The sequence below is a fragment of the Okeania hirsuta genome, assembly GCF_003838195.1.
Taxonomy (GTDB): domain Bacteria; phylum Cyanobacteriota; class Cyanobacteriia; order Cyanobacteriales; family Microcoleaceae; genus Okeania; species Okeania hirsuta.
The window spans coordinates 1-15872 of sequence record NZ_RCBY01000096.1; the positions used below are offsets into that span (position 1 = coordinate 1).

12 protein-coding genes are annotated in these 15872 nt (G+C 37.5%); 1 reads left to right on the plus strand and 11 read right to left on the minus strand.

Features of this window, described 5'->3' with window-relative positions:
- Positions 1-894: 894 nt before the first annotated feature.
- The 7 genes from D5R40_RS16795 to D5R40_RS16825 form a co-directional block, all read right to left on the minus strand.
- Positions 895-2586: a sodium:solute symporter family protein gene (locus D5R40_RS16795; RefSeq protein ID WP_124154933.1), complete on the minus strand. Its 1692-nt coding sequence runs from the start codon at positions 2584-2586 to the stop codon at positions 895-897.
- Positions 2587-3211: 625 nt separating this feature from the next.
- On the minus strand, positions 3212-3778 hold the full coding sequence (locus D5R40_RS16800) for a RidA family protein (RefSeq protein WP_205127660.1): 567 nt from the start codon (positions 3776-3778) through the stop codon (positions 3212-3214).
- Between the two features lie 21 nt (positions 3779-3799).
- The gene (locus tag D5R40_RS16805) at positions 3800-5389 is read right to left on the minus strand and encodes a flavin monoamine oxidase family protein (protein ID WP_124154934.1); all 1590 of its coding nucleotides are present in this window, start codon (positions 5387-5389) and stop codon (positions 3800-3802) included.
- 285 nt (positions 5390-5674) lie between these two features.
- The gene (locus D5R40_RS16810; RefSeq protein WP_240041606.1) at positions 5675-5947 is read right to left on the minus strand and encodes a hypothetical protein; all 273 of its coding nucleotides are present in this window, start codon (positions 5945-5947) and stop codon (positions 5675-5677) included.
- A gap of 17 nt (positions 5948-5964) precedes the next feature.
- A complete protein-coding gene (locus tag D5R40_RS16815) occupies positions 5965-7056 on the minus strand; it encodes a class I SAM-dependent methyltransferase (protein ID WP_124154935.1) in 1092 nt (363 codons plus the stop codon).
- 298 nt (positions 7057-7354) lie between these two features.
- Positions 7355-9046 (minus strand): sodium:solute symporter family protein, encoded by a 1692-nt coding sequence (locus tag D5R40_RS16820; RefSeq protein WP_124154936.1) that lies wholly within the window; start codon positions 9044-9046, stop codon positions 7355-7357.
- Positions 9047-9334, minus strand: a complete 288-nt coding sequence (locus D5R40_RS16825) for a DUF4212 domain-containing protein (RefSeq protein ID WP_124146386.1) — start codon at positions 9332-9334, stop codon at positions 9047-9049.
- A 1472-nt stretch (positions 9335-10806) separates the two neighbouring features.
- Between D5R40_RS16825 and D5R40_RS16830 the strand changes: the two genes are divergently transcribed.
- Positions 10807-11376: a ferric uptake regulation protein gene (locus tag D5R40_RS16830; protein WP_124146387.1), complete on the plus strand. Its 570-nt coding sequence runs from the start codon at positions 10807-10809 to the stop codon at positions 11374-11376.
- Here D5R40_RS16830 and D5R40_RS16835 read toward each other — a convergent pair.
- From D5R40_RS16835 to D5R40_RS16850, 4 genes are all read right to left on the minus strand, one after another.
- Positions 11309-13798 (minus strand): hypothetical protein, encoded by a 2490-nt coding sequence (locus D5R40_RS16835; RefSeq protein ID WP_124146388.1) that lies wholly within the window; start codon positions 13796-13798, stop codon positions 11309-11311. The genes D5R40_RS16830 and D5R40_RS16835 overlap by 68 nt on opposite strands.
- 351 nt (positions 13799-14149) lie before the next feature.
- Entirely contained in the window at positions 14150-14530 is a 381-nt protein-coding gene (locus tag D5R40_RS16840; RefSeq protein WP_124146389.1) for a response regulator, read from the minus strand.
- Between the two features lie 215 nt (positions 14531-14745).
- Positions 14746-14925, minus strand: coding sequence for a hypothetical protein (locus D5R40_RS16845; RefSeq protein ID WP_124146390.1), 180 nt, complete (start codon positions 14923-14925; stop codon positions 14746-14748).
- Positions 14894-15553 (minus strand): S-layer homology domain-containing protein, encoded by a 660-nt coding sequence (locus tag D5R40_RS16850; protein ID WP_124146391.1) that lies wholly within the window; start codon positions 15551-15553, stop codon positions 14894-14896. The genes D5R40_RS16845 and D5R40_RS16850 overlap by 32 nt, the downstream gene beginning before the upstream one ends.
- Between the last annotated feature and the right edge of the window lie 319 nt (positions 15554-15872).

Consider the following 15872-nt stretch of genomic DNA (forward strand, 5'->3'; position numbering starts at 1 on the left):
GACTGAAAACGCTATAAACCTTGACCAATAAGGGTTTTAGCCATTTTTTTAGCTTAATTCCCAACAACTCTACTAATTAAGCGGACATGATATAAATCAAGCAATAGTAATATTTTGACTCGGGAAAATTTTAACATCACCATAACCCCTAGAGTAAATTAGAACTCTGGGGGTTATGATGATTAATTGGTAGTGCAGAGTGCAAAGTGTGGGATAGGTAATATCAAATCCGTTTAATTGGACATAAAAAAAATCTTCAATCGTCATAACTACCCTCATCTTTGTAATTCTTTCTCCTCCTGACTCCTGTCTCCTGACTCCTGAGGACTCCTAACTTAACCATTCTATGGCTGTTTAACCGGATTTGATATTACCTATCCCACACTTTGCACTCTGCACTACCAATTAATCATCATAACCCCCAGAGTTCTAATTTACTCTAGGGGTTATGGTGATGTTAAAATTTTCCCGAGTCAAAATATTACTATTGCTTGATTTATATCATGTCCGCTTAATTAGTAGAGTTGTTGGGAATTAAGCTAAAAAAATGGCTAAAACCCTTATTGGTCAAGGTTTATAGCGTTTTCAGTCCGAGAATCATGAAAAGCTTATTCTATAAGGTTTTGAGCATTGTTCAATTGTTATTTCCCAACAACTCTAGTGATAATACAGTTTTTAAGTGGTAGGTGGTAGGTGTAAATTTAAGAGGGAAGACTTGATAGGAGTGGAAATTTGGGATATTTCTTCAACATTGAGAGGAAAACATTTTTATTATACTTAATCATCTGGACATGATATTACTGCTGATCGGTCTTTATGCCATCTCTAGCTTGCATTTCCGTCATCTCATCCATAGAATAAAGTTTAACTGATAACCATGATCCCAAAAGAATATTAATCCAACTCTTCCTCCCCAATATCCCTAATTGGAGCAGGTGCAGCTAAAGGCGATCGCAACTCTTCCACCATCTCTTGTATTTCCAATGGTGGAGGAACTGTCATCCGAGACACTACAAAAGTCACAACAAAATTCAATAACATTCCTACTGTACCGATACCCTGATCGGACAACCCCAAAAACCATGTTGGCATTCCATAGAATCTTACACCAATAATATAGATACTTGTAAACACTAGACCAACTATCATACCACTTATCGCTCCTTCCCGGTTGGTGCGCTGATCAAACACTCCCAAAATAATCGCTGGAAAAAAAGTAGCAGCAGCTATACCAACTCCTAAAGTTGCTATCTCAATCACAAAACCAGGGGGGTTGATGCCGAAATAACCGGAAAAGGCGATCGCCAATACTACCATTATTCTGCCCAACATTAATCTTTGTGACTCTGATGCTTCTGGGTTAATGAGGCGGTAGTAAACATCGTGAGCAATGGCACTAGAAATCACTAATAACAAACCTGATGCAGTAGATAAAGCAGCAGCTAATCCTCCTGCTGCGACTAATGCTATTATCCAAGGTGGCAGTTTTGCGACTTCTGGAGTGGAGAGAGTAATAATATCTGGATCCAGAATAATTTCATTAGTTTCTATATCTGGGGTCAACTGTAAACGACCGTCGTTATTTTTATCAGTGAATTCTAATAAACCTGTATTTTCCCACTTTGTCGCCCAGTCTAACTGTTGCACCTCCTCCATAGTTTTGTTGTGTAAACTCTCAATTAAGTTGTATCGCGCAGAAGCAGCTAAAGCAGGAACAGTTGTAGAAAAAATGGCAATAAATAATAATGCCCAACCTACAGAATATCTGGCTGCTGTCACGTTAGGTACAGTATAGAAACGAACAATAACGTGGGGTAAACTAGCAAGACCCACCATGCCGGAAATAGTTATGAATAGAACATCTAGCATAGTTTTTTGACTGAAGGCAGCAGTATATTCTGGAAAACCTAAGTCAACCTGAACTTGATTCAGTTTTTCTACAATATCTCCAAAGGTAAAAGCGAATTGTGGAATCGGAATATTTGTCAGAGCATTACAAATAGCAATAGCTGGTATCAAATAAGCAACGATAAGTATAAAGTATTGAGCAACTTGAGTCCAAGTAATGCCTTTCATTCCCCCTAATATCGCGAAGAAGGCAACTATAACCATACCGATGACAACACCAACTTCAATAGGTACTTGCAAAAATCGACTGAAGACAATACCAACACCTCGCATTTGCCCGACAACAAAAGTTATGGATATAATGAGGGCAGCAATAACCGCAACGATACGAGCAATATTAGAATAGTAGCGATCGCCTATAAAATCTGGTAAAGTATATTTACCAAACTTTCGTAGATATGGAGCAAGCAGCAATCCCAAGAGTATATAACCTCCTGTTCCTGCCATTACATAATAAGAACCATCATAACCTAAAATTGATACTGCTCCTGCTATAGAAATAAATGAAACTGCCGACATAAAGTCCGCTGCTGTGGCAGCACCATTAGCAATTGCAGGTACACCTCTATCGGCGACAAAAAATCCTTTACTATCTTGGACTCGCGATCGCCACCCGATGTACAGGTAAAGCATCAAGGAAATTGTCACGAAGATAAATGTCCAAACTTCTGTATTCATTGAGTTTTTCATAATATATTAAGGCAGGGAACAGGGAACAGAGGGTTAAAGTCAGCATTATAGCGCTGTGCGCAGGGAACAGGGAACAGGGAACAGAGGGTTAAAGTCAGCATTATAGCGCTGTGCGCAGGGAACAGGGAACAGGGAACAGGGAACAGGGGGAATAAATTGCCGATCATATAAGACTTCTAGCTCTTTTGCCCCTACTACAATTTGTAAATATACCAGCGCTCATTGCTATAGAGAAAAACATCCGTACATGGTCTAATGTCATCAATACCATCACGAGTCCACGCAAAAGGTCTATTGGTATTATTCAGCGAATGCAGTCTTGAGTTTGATTATTTTATTTCTCAATCTCCTAACTTCTGACTCCTTTGCCAAAAAAAACTCACCTTTGCGGAGATACCAAATGCGTTCTATAAACAATTTTGGCGTTGGTGAATAAAGGTATGAAAATAAAAATTGAACAGTCTGAAATATTTGTTATTCAATAGTTTAGAGTTTAGGAATTACCAAAAAATACAAATCATACCCTAATTTACCAACGCCACAATTTTTAGATAATTATAGCGAATGTATCTGATAGGAAATTAGGTCTGATCCTGTTCAAGCTTTGCTGATTTTATAGTCGTACTGCTGTAACTTCAATTTCTACTAACCAACCAGGATTAGCTAACCCGGCAACCTGCATAACAGAGCGAGCTGGTAATCGAGGCTGATCCTGAGTTCCAAAAAATTGTGTGTATCCCTCCATAAACCCTTTAAAATCAAGGCGGTTATCCATTTCCGGGTCGCCAACCAAAAAGACCTGCATTTTCACCACATCCCCTAGAGTCAAGTCTAAATCCTCTAAGATACTCTGGATGCGTTTGAGAACTCCAACAGTTTGAGTTTTAGTATCTCCGAAGGCGGTTATCGTCCTTTTATCGACTGTATCGTCCACAACGGGAGGAACTTGACCACTTAGGTAAACCTGTTGAACGCTAGGAGGAATTTCTACAGCTCGGGCAATAGGAAAACTAGAACCAGGAATGGGGTGTCGAATAATTACATCATCTGCAGCTTGAGTGCTAGACAAAGTTAGTAGTGATAAAATCACACCTAAAAAAGCAATAATCATCATAGCTTTATATCTAATCAGGCTAATGGCAAAGCGATTTAGTGCTGATAAGATTCTATTTTTTTTCATTTTCACTCTTTCTCCTATAAATTAAGAATTTTGTACTCTAGTAGTAATCTCATTAACAATTTTATGAGCTGACAAAATAGCCCCTTCCTGCCATCCGGTTAAATAACTCATATGGTCTCCGGCAAAATATACATTTCCGTCAGGTTGATTTAGAACTAAATAGGCTTTTTTCCTGCTATCTTGCTCCCACCTGATCAAAGCTCCCTCGCTGTAGGGTACTTTTCCCCAAGCTACCGTGCAGCCATTTGCTACGGATACTTCCTGATTATACCCTGGGTGAATCTTTTCCCCTTCTAAAATAGCTAAGGATAGTCGCTGTTTAGATGTCATAGCTTCCCAGCGTTTTGAAATCTCATTACTCCAGATGTAAGCACCAACAATAATACCTTGAGAATTATGAAAACCTGTTGAGGGGTACCAAATTTGAGTAATGTCTCCCTCTGTCCATGAAATACCACCGTAGATATTGTAGTCTTCTTCCCAAAATCGACGCCTACTCTGAAATCCTACTTTAATAGCGTGGCTATAGGAGGATGCTCCTACTGTAATCGCAGCTTGATGTTCTACGGAAAAATCGGCCTTAATATTTTTCAGTACAGATAAGGGTATGGTACAAATTGCGAATTTACCATCAACAGACTGATATTGATTGCTTTGGCGATCGCGATATATCACCTGTACCCCATCAGAATGCTGCCGAATTTTAGTTACTTCAGCATTATAGCGAATAAGTCTACCCACCTGCTGCTCAAAAGCTTTAGCTATGGCATCCATTCCACCCACTGGTTGCAGCATCGTAGCTGCTTGCCAATAACCTTCACCGAAATGCATTTTGTATTGCCAGAACCGAGAATCTAATAATTCAGATAATGGCAAAGGCTCATGTTTTCTACCAGTGTTTATTCCAGCACCAGGGGGAGTTTCATATCCTGCTCTACTAGAACCGACATATTCCCCCTTTGAATTTAAATCACCAAATTGTTTAACAAACTCTAACAGACGCTCTTGTTCTTCTGGGGATACATCCCGATCTAATCCATTAATACCAATAGCTTTAGTTAGTAATTCAGCAATGTAGCCTCTGCTGTCACTTATGACACGTCGGCTGTTCACAGGAGAACCACCGAAAGCTTGATCATCCTGAAAGTAGGCTGCCCGATTTTCATTAACGATCACCTCTAGTGGCACTCCAAACTCTTGACAATAACTCAAAATATTTTTGTGGTGGTAAGGTATACGAGCTGGTCCTGGGTTGAAATAGAGAGAATTGTCATTGTCAAATGGGCATTTTTCTGAGCGTTGTCCTTGCTGATGAATCTCATTAATTACATCGTTATGGCGCAAAGTCCAACAGCGACCACCTGCACGATTTCGAGCTTCTAACAAAATACATTCATATCCAGCTTTTGTCAACTCGTAGGCAGCGGTCATACCTGCAATTCCCGCTCCCAAAATGATGACTTTAATTCCAGCACCTGTTTCGCCTCCAAGTCTTGGTCGATTAGTTGTTTGAGCATGGGTTAATCTCCAACCCATGGCATGGAGAGCAATCAGAACGGCAGTCGTTCCACCAGCTCGACTTAATAAATTAAATAGTGTCCGTCGTTTCATTAATTGATTCCGCTAATCGGATTTGATGTTGTAAATTATATCAAATCAGGATAATTACTATACCCAAGTCATTGCGACTTATAACTCATCCCAGGAGGTTAACGAAGTCAGAAGTCAGAAGTCAGAAGTCAGAAGTGATTTTTGTAACGGGGCTCAAATCCCCGCTCCAAAAATATTACGCCTTAAAAGGCGGGGTTTTAGACCCATATTATTTTGATAATTCAGGTAGACCGAGTCAGGAGGGAAGAAATAAGAAGAAGTTGCTGCCTTAGCACTACTACATTTTTATTTGAGATTATCTATAACTCTCAGTATTCTAGTAATATAATCAGTTCGCCATTGCTCCCGTTCCTCATTTACTTGTGCATCTGGTTGATAATTTTCAATGTCTTCAGAGAAAATAATACTTTTAGCTACTAATAACTTTTCAATGGTGTCTAAGCGTTCCCGCAATACTGATACCTCTCCTGCTAATGCCATTATTATTGCCAGTAATTTATCGTTATCTGTATTATCCAAATAAACTGGTCGCTTACCTTTTGCTTGTTTAGGAATCATCTTTTTTTATCTTTTTATCATTTACTACCAACAATAATGAATGACTGCATTCCATTACTTTGTTCCAGCAATGTGTTAATCAGACTATCTCTCGAAAAACCTGCTTCCCTTGCTACAGCTACTAAATCTAAATCCCGCATGGCACTCCAGAAAGGTTCATTATTATTAGTTGTTTCTTCATCATAGATGAACGCAGTATATAAATCTAGATGACGAAACAAACGCGCATCTTGATGTATCATTATTCCACCTGGAGCTAATAAACGATAACTTTCACGGAAAACATTCCGAATTGCTGGCACAGGTATTTCATGTAGCAAAATATGACTTACCACCAAATCAAATGATTCATCTGGAAAGTTAGTCTTCTCAGCATTCTGTTGGCTAAAATGCACCCGTTTTCCTAAAGACTCTGCTCGTGCATGACTATAGCGTAATATGGCAGGAGCTAGATCGATACCATAAACTTCAGCATTTGGATAAGCATCTACATAAGGCAAAGTATTAGCACCCACTGTACAACCCATATCTAGAATTTTCCCTGGTTGAAAATTTGGGTATTGCTGCTTCAAGAATTTATGAATAACCGTCTGACCTCTGACATCACGAAGAGACTTAGGGTTTCTCATGGCAACATAAACTCCCAAGTCATAAATAGCACCTGCCGCTACGTCATCTTGAGTGTATTCGCTATTGTATCCTCCAGGCATACAATGGATATCTACAGCAGTTTGGTAGGTGGGAATTTTTAATTCCGGGTTTAGGGTAAGTGTTCCCAGAGGTTTTTCCCTATCTTTGGCACATTCCACCAAATTTGGTAGTTGACGTTCGACAGTAGTAATTACTGATTCCCACATCATTTCTTGGGTAATACGTTTGCAGCTACTGTACCACTTATAAGATGGTTGTTGCTGCATTTCCCGCCGAATTTCATAACGATCTTTAGGGGAACGTTGATTTTCTTTTTCAAATTGTGGTTTGACAGTCTCTTGGTAAACCAACTTTAAGTCATTTCGCATTTTTCCAAACAGATAGTTTCTGAAACTTTTAACAAAGTTTTGTCGTGCTAACTCATCGTGATTTGCTTGTGGTATCATAGTATGATTCATGTCCAGTTGAATAATTAGACTTTGGTGGAAGGAAGGCAGCTATGCTGGAGGCAGGAGGCAGAAGGTTTTCTCAAGAGTGTCACCTTAATTTTATACACGCTCCAATGCTACCGGAAATGATATGAGCTAATTTTTTGTTCATAATTTTGTCTTAGTCAGCACTTACGCACGGACACTAAGTCGAGTGAGGGCGTTTTGCTCCGCAACATATAAAGCGGAGCTTTGCGTTAGCAAATTCCATTCGCCCCTACATATTTTGCCTTCCTTCTTCCCTCTTCCCTCTTCCTTCTTCTTGAAATTAATCCAACTCTTCTTCCCCAATATCCCCAATACTAACAGGAGCTGCTACAGGCGATCGCAAATCCTCTACCATCTCTTGTATTTCCAATGGTGGTGGAGGTGTCATTCGAGAGACTACCAAAGTCACAATAAAATTTAACACCATTCCTACAGTGCCAATACCTTCAGCAGATACGCCGAAAAACCATGTCGGCATTCCAGCAAATTTGACACCAATAATATAAACAGTAGTAAACAACAAACCCGATACCATACCAGCGATCGCTCCTTCCCGGTTAGTACGTTTATCAAACACACCTAAAATAATCACCGGGAAAAAACTTGCAGCAGCTAAACCGAAAGCAAAAGCTACTACCTGAGCAACAAACCCTGGTGGGTTAACTCCAAAGTAACCAGCAATAGCAATAGCAAACCCTACCATGACTCGCCCTACCATTAACCGTCGCGACTCAGACGCCCCTGGATCGATCATTCGATAGTAAACATCATGGGCAATGGAACTGGAAATCACCAATAATAAACCAGATGCAGTAGACAAAGCTGCAGCTAACCCTCCTGCTGCCACTAACGCAATTACCCAAGGAGCAAGTTTAGCTACTTCTGGAGTAGACAAAACAATGATATCTCTGTCGATCCTAATTTCATTAGTCTCTATATCTGGAGTTAGTTGGAAACTACCATCATTATTTTTATCGGTAAATTCTAATAAACCGGTATTTTTCCACTTTGTTGCCCAGTCTAACTGTTGCACTTCCTCCAAAGTTTTGTTGTGTAAACTGTCAATTAAGTTATATCGGGCGAAAGTAGCTAAAGCAGGAGCAGTTGTATACAAAATAGCAATAAACAATAATGCCCAACCAGCAGAATATCGAGCAGCTCTTACATTAGGAACTGTGTAGAAACGAACAATAACATGAGGTAAACCAGCAGTTCCCACCATCAGCGCAATAGTGATAAACAAAACATCAAGCATACTTTTGTTAGTAAAAGCAGCACTGTATTCTTGGAAACCCAAATCTACCTGAACCTGATTTAGTTTTTCGACAATATCGCTGAAAGTAAAAGCAAATTGAGGAATGGGAATACCTGTAATAACTGTCGCAATAGCAATAGCTGGAATCAGATAAGCAACAATGAGTACAGTATATTGGGCGACTTGAGTCCAAGTGATGCCTTTCATTCCACCTAAGATGGCAAAAAAGGCAACAATAATCATCCCAATGACAACACCAGTACCAATATCAACTTGCAAAAAGCGACTGAAAACAATACCGACACCGCGCATTTGCCCAGCAACATAAGTCATAGAGACAAAGATAGCAGCAATAACTGCAACGATGCGGGCAACATTTGAGTAGTAGCGATCGCCTACAAAATCGGGTACTGTATATTTACCAAACTTCCGCAGATATGGAGCAAGTAGTAGTGCTAATAGTACAAAACCTCCAGTCCATCCCATTAGATAGATGGAACCATCATAACCCAAAAAAGAAATTAACCCTGCCATTGAAATAAATGATGCAGCAGACATCCAGTCAGCGCCAGTAGCAGCACCATTAGCAATAGCAGGTACACCTTGATCGGCGACAAAAAAACCTTTACTATCTTTAACTCGCGATCGCCATCCAATGTACAGATAACCCATGAAGGAAATAATAACGAGTATAAATGTCCAGACTTCTACAGTCATTTAGTCTCTCCTGTCAGTATTAGATTGTCGATCGAGTTTGTCCATGTTGTATTTTTTATCGAGTTTATCCATTTGAATGGCGTAAGTAAAAATTAAGATGACAAAGACATAAATTGAACCTTGTTGTGCCATCCAAAAACCCAAGGGGACACCAAAGAATTGAATTGCATTTAAGGGTTGGACTAATAAAATGCTAAAAACAATTGACACTAAAGCCCAAACTATTAGCAAGTTTCTGATTAATGCTTTGTTGGCACGCCAGTATGCTTGACGTTTTTCTTCATTCATTTTTTAAGTTGTTGATTGATTATGGATATTTTGATCGAATTTTCGGGACAAAATCTGATTAATTAGCTCTAAGAGACTGTTTGTAAAAGGAATATTAAATCTAGGCATAGTGGCGTGACACAGCTAAAATGGTGCCACCGTAACCCACCTAATATTCCGAATATTAAGCCAATATGCTTTCTTAATCTTTGCTTGTACATTCACTCTCTAAACATGGCCTTTTTTCTATAAACTAGGCAAGTTAGATTAATCCCAAGTATGTTATTAAAGCATTATTTAGTACTCCTTGGAAGTGTCATATAAAAATTAACAATTAGTCCTTAGTTGGGTGCATCTCAATTTTGAATAAAGCCAAAAAATTATCGCTTTTAGGCAACAGCTTATCTGGCAACAGGCAATAGAGAATATATAGGAAAAAAGTATTTTTGCAAATAGTGAGATGCACCCCCTCAGTTTTTGTATTTTTCTGCACTTTTATAGTTACTTTATTATTCTCTAATTATTTAGACATTTTATAAACAATTGTGCTGAGAACTTATATTATGTCCGGATAATTAGCGAGCAAAAAAACTTTCTCCTTTTCCTCCTCTTATTTCTTGCTTCTTTATTCCCTCCTGACTCGGTCCTCCTGACTTCCCCTCCTGGGAGGGGGAGGGGCGAGGGGTGGGTTGACTCCTCCCTAATTTTTTTTATAAGTAATCAACCGGACATAATATTACAGCAGAAGTAATATGAAATACGAAAAATCATATTTAGTTGTTAATAAATAATTAAATAATCTACGGATGTATAGCTTTTAGGATTTTTTTATAATTAATTAAGCAGACATAATATGAAAAGGTAGTAGTAGAAATTTTTTTATCTTTGAATTTGGCAACTACACTCCATTTAGCTCTCAGCTAATATCAAGTCTCATTAGACATCTCCAGAGAATAGGGAATAGGGAATAGGGAATAGGTATGGAGGGGGAAATAATTGATAATTTCTATACGATAATTAATTTTATTTTTGATTTTTACCAGATGTCTATTTCTGAAATAATGGTTGATTTTATATCATGTTCGGACGGGTCAGTTATAAATAAAATTTCAGAACTGACAGTACCAAATAAATACTGAAATTATCTTGAAATACTGAAATTATCTTGATTTTTCTCCTTTCTTCCCTCCTGACTCCTGACTCCTGACTCCTGACTCCTCGCTAAGTTATTTATAAGTATTCAACTGAACATGATATTACACCTGATGTTACAAATAGTTTCGCTTCTTTAAATATCAAATAATTGCCTAAAGCTATTGTCTTGTCAAAGTTTTTAGCTGATCGAATCTAACTTCTGACTTCTGACTTCTGACTTCCATGAAACGGTGTCAGCCTTGAGGCCAATTAACTCTTGCAAAAATCTCTCAATAAGTATATATTTTCTAATATGTAGTAATGCATTTATTCAGAAGCAAATCTGGGCAATCATAAAAATGGTATTCTATCAGCATGATTCACTTAAGTCTGAACTAAATCAAAGAGGTTGGCGTTTGACTCCCCAAAGGGAGACTATTTTACAAATGTTTCAACACTTACCTCAAGGTAAACACTTAAATGCAGAAGAAATATATAATCTGTTGTTATATCAACAGGAAAAAATTAGCCTTTCTACTGTCTACCGAACCCTACATCTCTTGACAAAAGTAGGTATTTTGCGGGAACTAGAATTAGCTGAAGGACACAAACATTATGAGATTAACTCCCCTAACCATCGTAAACATCATCATATAGTCTGTCTTCAATGCCATAAAACTTTTGAATTTAACGATGATTCTATAACGAAAATTAGCCAGAAACAAGCTGAAAAAGAAGGGGTCGAAATGTTAGACTGCCAATTAACAGTTCATGCTGTCTGTATAGAAGCTTTACGCAAAGGTTGGCCTGCTTTAGTACCTACCAGTTGGTCTTGCCCAAGAACTCACTTACAAAAAATGTCTAACTCAAGTTCAAATCATCAAAAGGTAAAATTGGAGGAGGAGGAGGAACTACCAAATGTTCAATAACTGTTCTATGACTCTCGCGGTTAGTTTGTACTTCGGCTGCGATCGCTTCAATTTTTATTTCTAAACAACCATAAGCAATATACAGTTCTGTAATTACCTCTACTTGCCCCATGCCATTAGGAATAAAGTCAGTTAACCAACGTGGTCCTGCAACTATTGTTTGAGCTTGGCGGTCGTAAACCCAAATCTTAACATAAATACCAGGCAAACCCTCCGGTAATTGTACTCTAACTTTTACATCTTTTCCAGCAATTACATCTTTAGCCAGTACTTCTAAATGAGGCACTGGCACTGGTTGATCGTCTGGTAAAACATAAGGTTGTCTAGAAATTGATTCATCTTCTGGTTGAGAAATATTTGCTAAATCATCATTCCATTGTTTTTCTTGCTGCTCTATTTGTTCATCTTCAACAACAAACTCTTGTGCTTCCCAATTAATTTCATCAGAATTGTCACTGGCAAGTTCTTCATCATCAACTATCGTATTTATAGAGTCACTATCTTGCAACTTATCTGTTCCAGTTTTATGTTTATCTTCTGATATATTCTCTAATTCTTCAGTTGGAGATAAAGAAGAAGCTTTCATCCATTGGGACAACTCAGAATCATTAACCAAAGAATTCAGCCGAGAAAAAAATCTATCCTCTAAATTCAAAGCCTTAAATGCCTCTTTTCTAGGAGCAAATTTTGTCGGAAAGGGAACAAGGTTTTGCTGATTTATAGAATAAACTTCCTCTTCCTCAGTAGTTTTCGACTCCGACTCCGACTCTGACTCTTCTATTTCTTCTGCTTGTAAACTTGTCCGCTCTGAAAGTTTATTTGAATCTTCCCAGACATCATCTAATTCATCTGAATCTTGAGGAGCATTTGACTTGGCCAGCAACTCATTAATCAGAGTCTTATCTTTGGCCATTGTTTCCGGTGGTGGGTTTCCAAAGGTTGGTAACTCTAGTGTTCCAGAATCTTCCTCTCCTTCAACAGGTTGATATATCTGTGGTGGTAAGGGTTGTTCTATATCAGATTCCTTCTGGGGTTTAACTTGATTAATTTTTTCTACTAACTCCTGAAAAGAAGGAGATTTTTGCTCTGATTTTCTTGCTGCCTGAGTTATTTTTGCAGCCATTTCCTGATAGTCATCTTCAGTAAAATTATCATCAATTGCTGTTAACCAATTCTGTAGTGGGGCTGTAATTGTAAAAGATGTATTAGCTAAAGTAGCTGTATTATTTGTGAGGATAATTTGCCCTAATATTAAACGAGTTTTAATATTTTCTGGAACATTGACTGTACAAGCAAATATAATAGGTGTAACTTGTTCTGGTAGAGCTTGTTGTATATCAATTAAAATTTCTGAAGTTTGAGGATTACGCAGACAAATTTTTAAATTACCATTAACTATTGGAGTATTATTTTCTGGAATGGAGGAATCATTTTTTGTTAAAGTATTCTGGGATATAAGGTGATTTAAACCTTCTGTAGATTGAATATTTTGAGCTTGATTATCTAAGATTATTTGACCAGATATAATTAAAGCTTCTCCTGGTTGAGCAGTATAAGATGCTTGGTTTAAGGTTAGTTGTAAAGGATAATTTATAGTAGAGTTAGTCTGATTAGTGATGTTGGTATCTGCCTGTTGATTTGCCTCTAATTCTATTGCTTGTTCTATTGCTTGTTGTTGCTCAACTTGCCCAAGTATTGATGAATTATGTCTGAGAGTTTCAGTTAGTTCTTTTAATTTTTCCTCTGTATCTTTAATGTCTGATGGATGACTTTGTTCTTCGAGTTGGTTTTGAGCTTGAATACTTGAATCTTCTTCCTCATCATCTAGTAAATTAGTGGAATTTTTCTCTTCAATCTGAGCATCCAATAATTCTATGTCATCTGATTTAGTTGTTAATTCAAAGTCTTTTTTTTCTGTATTTTCTTCTGGATGATCTATGGAGCTTATTTTACTAGAAAAAACAGATATATTTTCATTAGCAATCAACTCATTTTCCTGAGTTTCTGAATCTACTAATGGATATAGTTCCTGACTCTGAACATCTAGTGTTTGTGAGAAATCTGAATCATCATAATCAGTGGGCAATACTTCTAAATGGACAATATGTTGTTTTGCTTTGACAGATGATGTAGTTGGTTTACTTTGACAACGAAATTCCCATTTACCAGGTTTGAGGCGGGTAAAAGGGATAATAGAGATTAGACCTTGAGAGTGGGTAAGACTAGAACGTTTCTGAACTCGCCTTAAGGGTGGAACTTCTTCGAGAGAATCGTGAATAATCTGAATTTGGACTTCTGTATTGGCTATATGGGTATGAGCCACAATCCGATAACGACCTTCTAGAATCTCCACATCGGATGATTCTAGAGGTAGCCAGGTTCTATCGCCTTCTTTCTGTAGCAAAAATTCCCAGTTTGACATATATTAAGTCTACAGAGTGACTTTGCATAATATATTACTTTAGTTTATATCAAATTTTTTTTTCTGCGTAATTTTTAGACACTAATGTTTAGAGTTTTTTGAACTTGAAGAAGTAGTCAGTAGTCAGTATTCAGTAGTCAGTAGTCAATTTAAAGTAATTAAACCAATTCCCACTCATTAATACTATTTTTCGATAAAACTTCAGTTATTATGTAATTAATACAGGTATAATAATTTTTTTGCTAATTAGCAGCCCAGTTAATGTTAATGATTCTCATGTTTAATTCTCCACTACTACCCTACTCCCCACTCAAGAAAATGTAGAACAGTTTTTGAGAAATGGTATTACTACTATGGAACCCAACCCAAAATTGTCTCTACTTCAGTTGCCAGAGACATAGGATCAAAAGGCTTATTAATTACTCCATTTATTCCCAACTGCAAAAATTGATGGCGATCTTCCGAACAAACTTTCGCTGTCAGGAAAATTACTGGAATTTGCTGAGTGGCCTGATTAGCTCGTAGTTGTTTAAGAGTAGAAAATCCATCTATTTCAGGCATCATTACATCTAAGAGAATAGCATCTGGCTGTTCTACTTCTGCTTTAGCAACAGCTTCACTACCTGAGCTACCTGTAATTACTTGCCAACCACCTACTATTTCTAGGCTAAGTTGGGCTACTTCTCTAATATCTTCTTCGTCATCTATTAGTAAAATTCGTTTTTTTGCCATCGGATAAAATATATTTAATTTAACATTATTGAACTTGTAATAGTGCTTTGAAACTACATATAATTTTGAGTAGATAAAAACAGTTTGGGAAGTTGGTTATAAGTTTCAATATTTGCTCAAGGAGTAAATAATTGTTACTGCCATAATTTGTAATTTTTTCAATTTGGAATTGATACTTAAATTTCACCTTGTTTATATCCACTTTTTTTATCTTTTTATTTTGAGTTTAATACCCTGCCTTCACTCGCGGTGTTGACAATTAGTTGGGGTTTGTAGACACGAAATGGTGTGTCGAAGACTATCCCCATTCCCTTCTTCCTTCTTCCTTCTTCCTTCTTCCTTCTTCCTTGTTCCTTCTGAATATTACCTGGTTGCACCTGGAACCAAATCATCATTCCAGGGAAGAGATGCAGGGCGTTGTTGACGGTCTAAATAAGCATTCAAAACATAAACCATATCTCCACGAGTCATCGGTTCTAAAGGATTTATGTTGTTTGTACCTGGTTCAGTATTCACAAAACCTTCATACAATGCTGTTGCTATTGATTTTTTTGCCCAACTCGGGATTTTATCTGAATCTGGGTAATTATTTAATAGCTTTTTAGTATTTTCTTCAGGAAACTGAAAAACACCATAAGCTTGAGCAAAAATCGCAAATGCTTCTGCCCGATTAATTTTATAATTTGGAAAAAACATTCCCTCACGATAGCCACTCATTACAGCATTTTTGAGGACAATTTGAATATCATTATAAGCCCAATAATCTGAAGAAACATCTTTTAATTCAACATTTTGTTTCTGGGAAGATTCACGTTTTTCTAAATCAAATGTTTTGACTAAAATTGACGCTAATTCGGCTCTACTAATAATTTCATTGCGATTAAATTTTCCGGCTGCATCTTTGGTCATTAATCCTGCAGAAACTACTCTTTCTATGGGGTCTACTATTTCTTCTTGAGCTTGAACAATTATTGGTAATTGTAATAATGCTATGAGGGAAAATAGACTAACAAATTTTTGCATAATATAATTTTAATCACATAGTTTTTGTTGATATATTCATTGTAATACTAAATCCAGCGATCGACAGAATTTTCTTAAGCGGGGAACCCACCCTTAACCCCTCCCAGGAGGGGGAGTGGTTACGGACGTTCCATGCAACGTCCGTACAGGGAGAAGCAAACATAATAATAATAATAATAATAAGAGTTACGCAATGACAATAGATATAGGGTTTTACTCAGTTACGCTACTGCTTTTTCTGATAGTCATGCTCCGCAAACATGTCGCGGAGCGTTAACGGAGTTATGCGACAGCAAAACACACCTTACTGGACTATAAA

Coding starts and splice junctions, on each gene's coding strand:
- D5R40_RS16795 (WP_124154933.1), bottom strand. CDS start 2,586: ATGAATACAGAAGTTTGGACATTTATCTTCGTGACAATTTCCTTGATG.
- D5R40_RS16800 (WP_205127660.1), bottom strand. CDS start 3,778: ATGAAAAAAAATAGAATCTTATCAGCACTAAATCGCTTTGCCATTAGC.
- D5R40_RS16805 (WP_124154934.1), bottom strand. CDS start 5,389: ATGAAACGACGGACACTATTTAATTTATTAAGTCGAGCTGGTGGAACG.
- D5R40_RS16810 (WP_240041606.1), bottom strand. CDS start 5,947: ATGATTCCTAAACAAGCAAAAGGTAAGCGACCAGTTTATTTGGATAAT.
- D5R40_RS16815 (WP_124154935.1), bottom strand. CDS start 7,056: ATGAATCATACTATGATACCACAAGCAAATCACGATGAGTTAGCACGA.
- D5R40_RS16820 (WP_124154936.1), bottom strand. CDS start 9,046: ATGACTGTAGAAGTCTGGACATTTATACTCGTTATTATTTCCTTCATG.
- D5R40_RS16825 (WP_124146386.1), bottom strand. CDS start 9,334: ATGAATGAAGAAAAACGTCAAGCATACTGGCGTGCCAACAAAGCATTA.
- D5R40_RS16830 (WP_124146387.1), top strand. CDS start 10,807: ATGGTATTCTATCAGCATGATTCACTTAAGTCTGAACTAAATCAAAGA.
- D5R40_RS16835 (WP_124146388.1), bottom strand. CDS start 13,798: ATGTCAAACTGGGAATTTTTGCTACAGAAAGAAGGCGATAGAACCTGG.
- D5R40_RS16840 (WP_124146389.1), bottom strand. CDS start 14,530: ATGGCAAAAAAACGAATTTTACTAATAGATGACGAAGAAGATATTAGA.
- D5R40_RS16845 (WP_124146390.1), bottom strand. CDS start 14,925: ATGATGATTTGGTTCCAGGTGCAACCAGGTAATATTCAGAAGGAACAA.
- D5R40_RS16850 (WP_124146391.1), bottom strand. CDS start 15,553: ATGCAAAAATTTGTTAGTCTATTTTCCCTCATAGCATTATTACAATTA.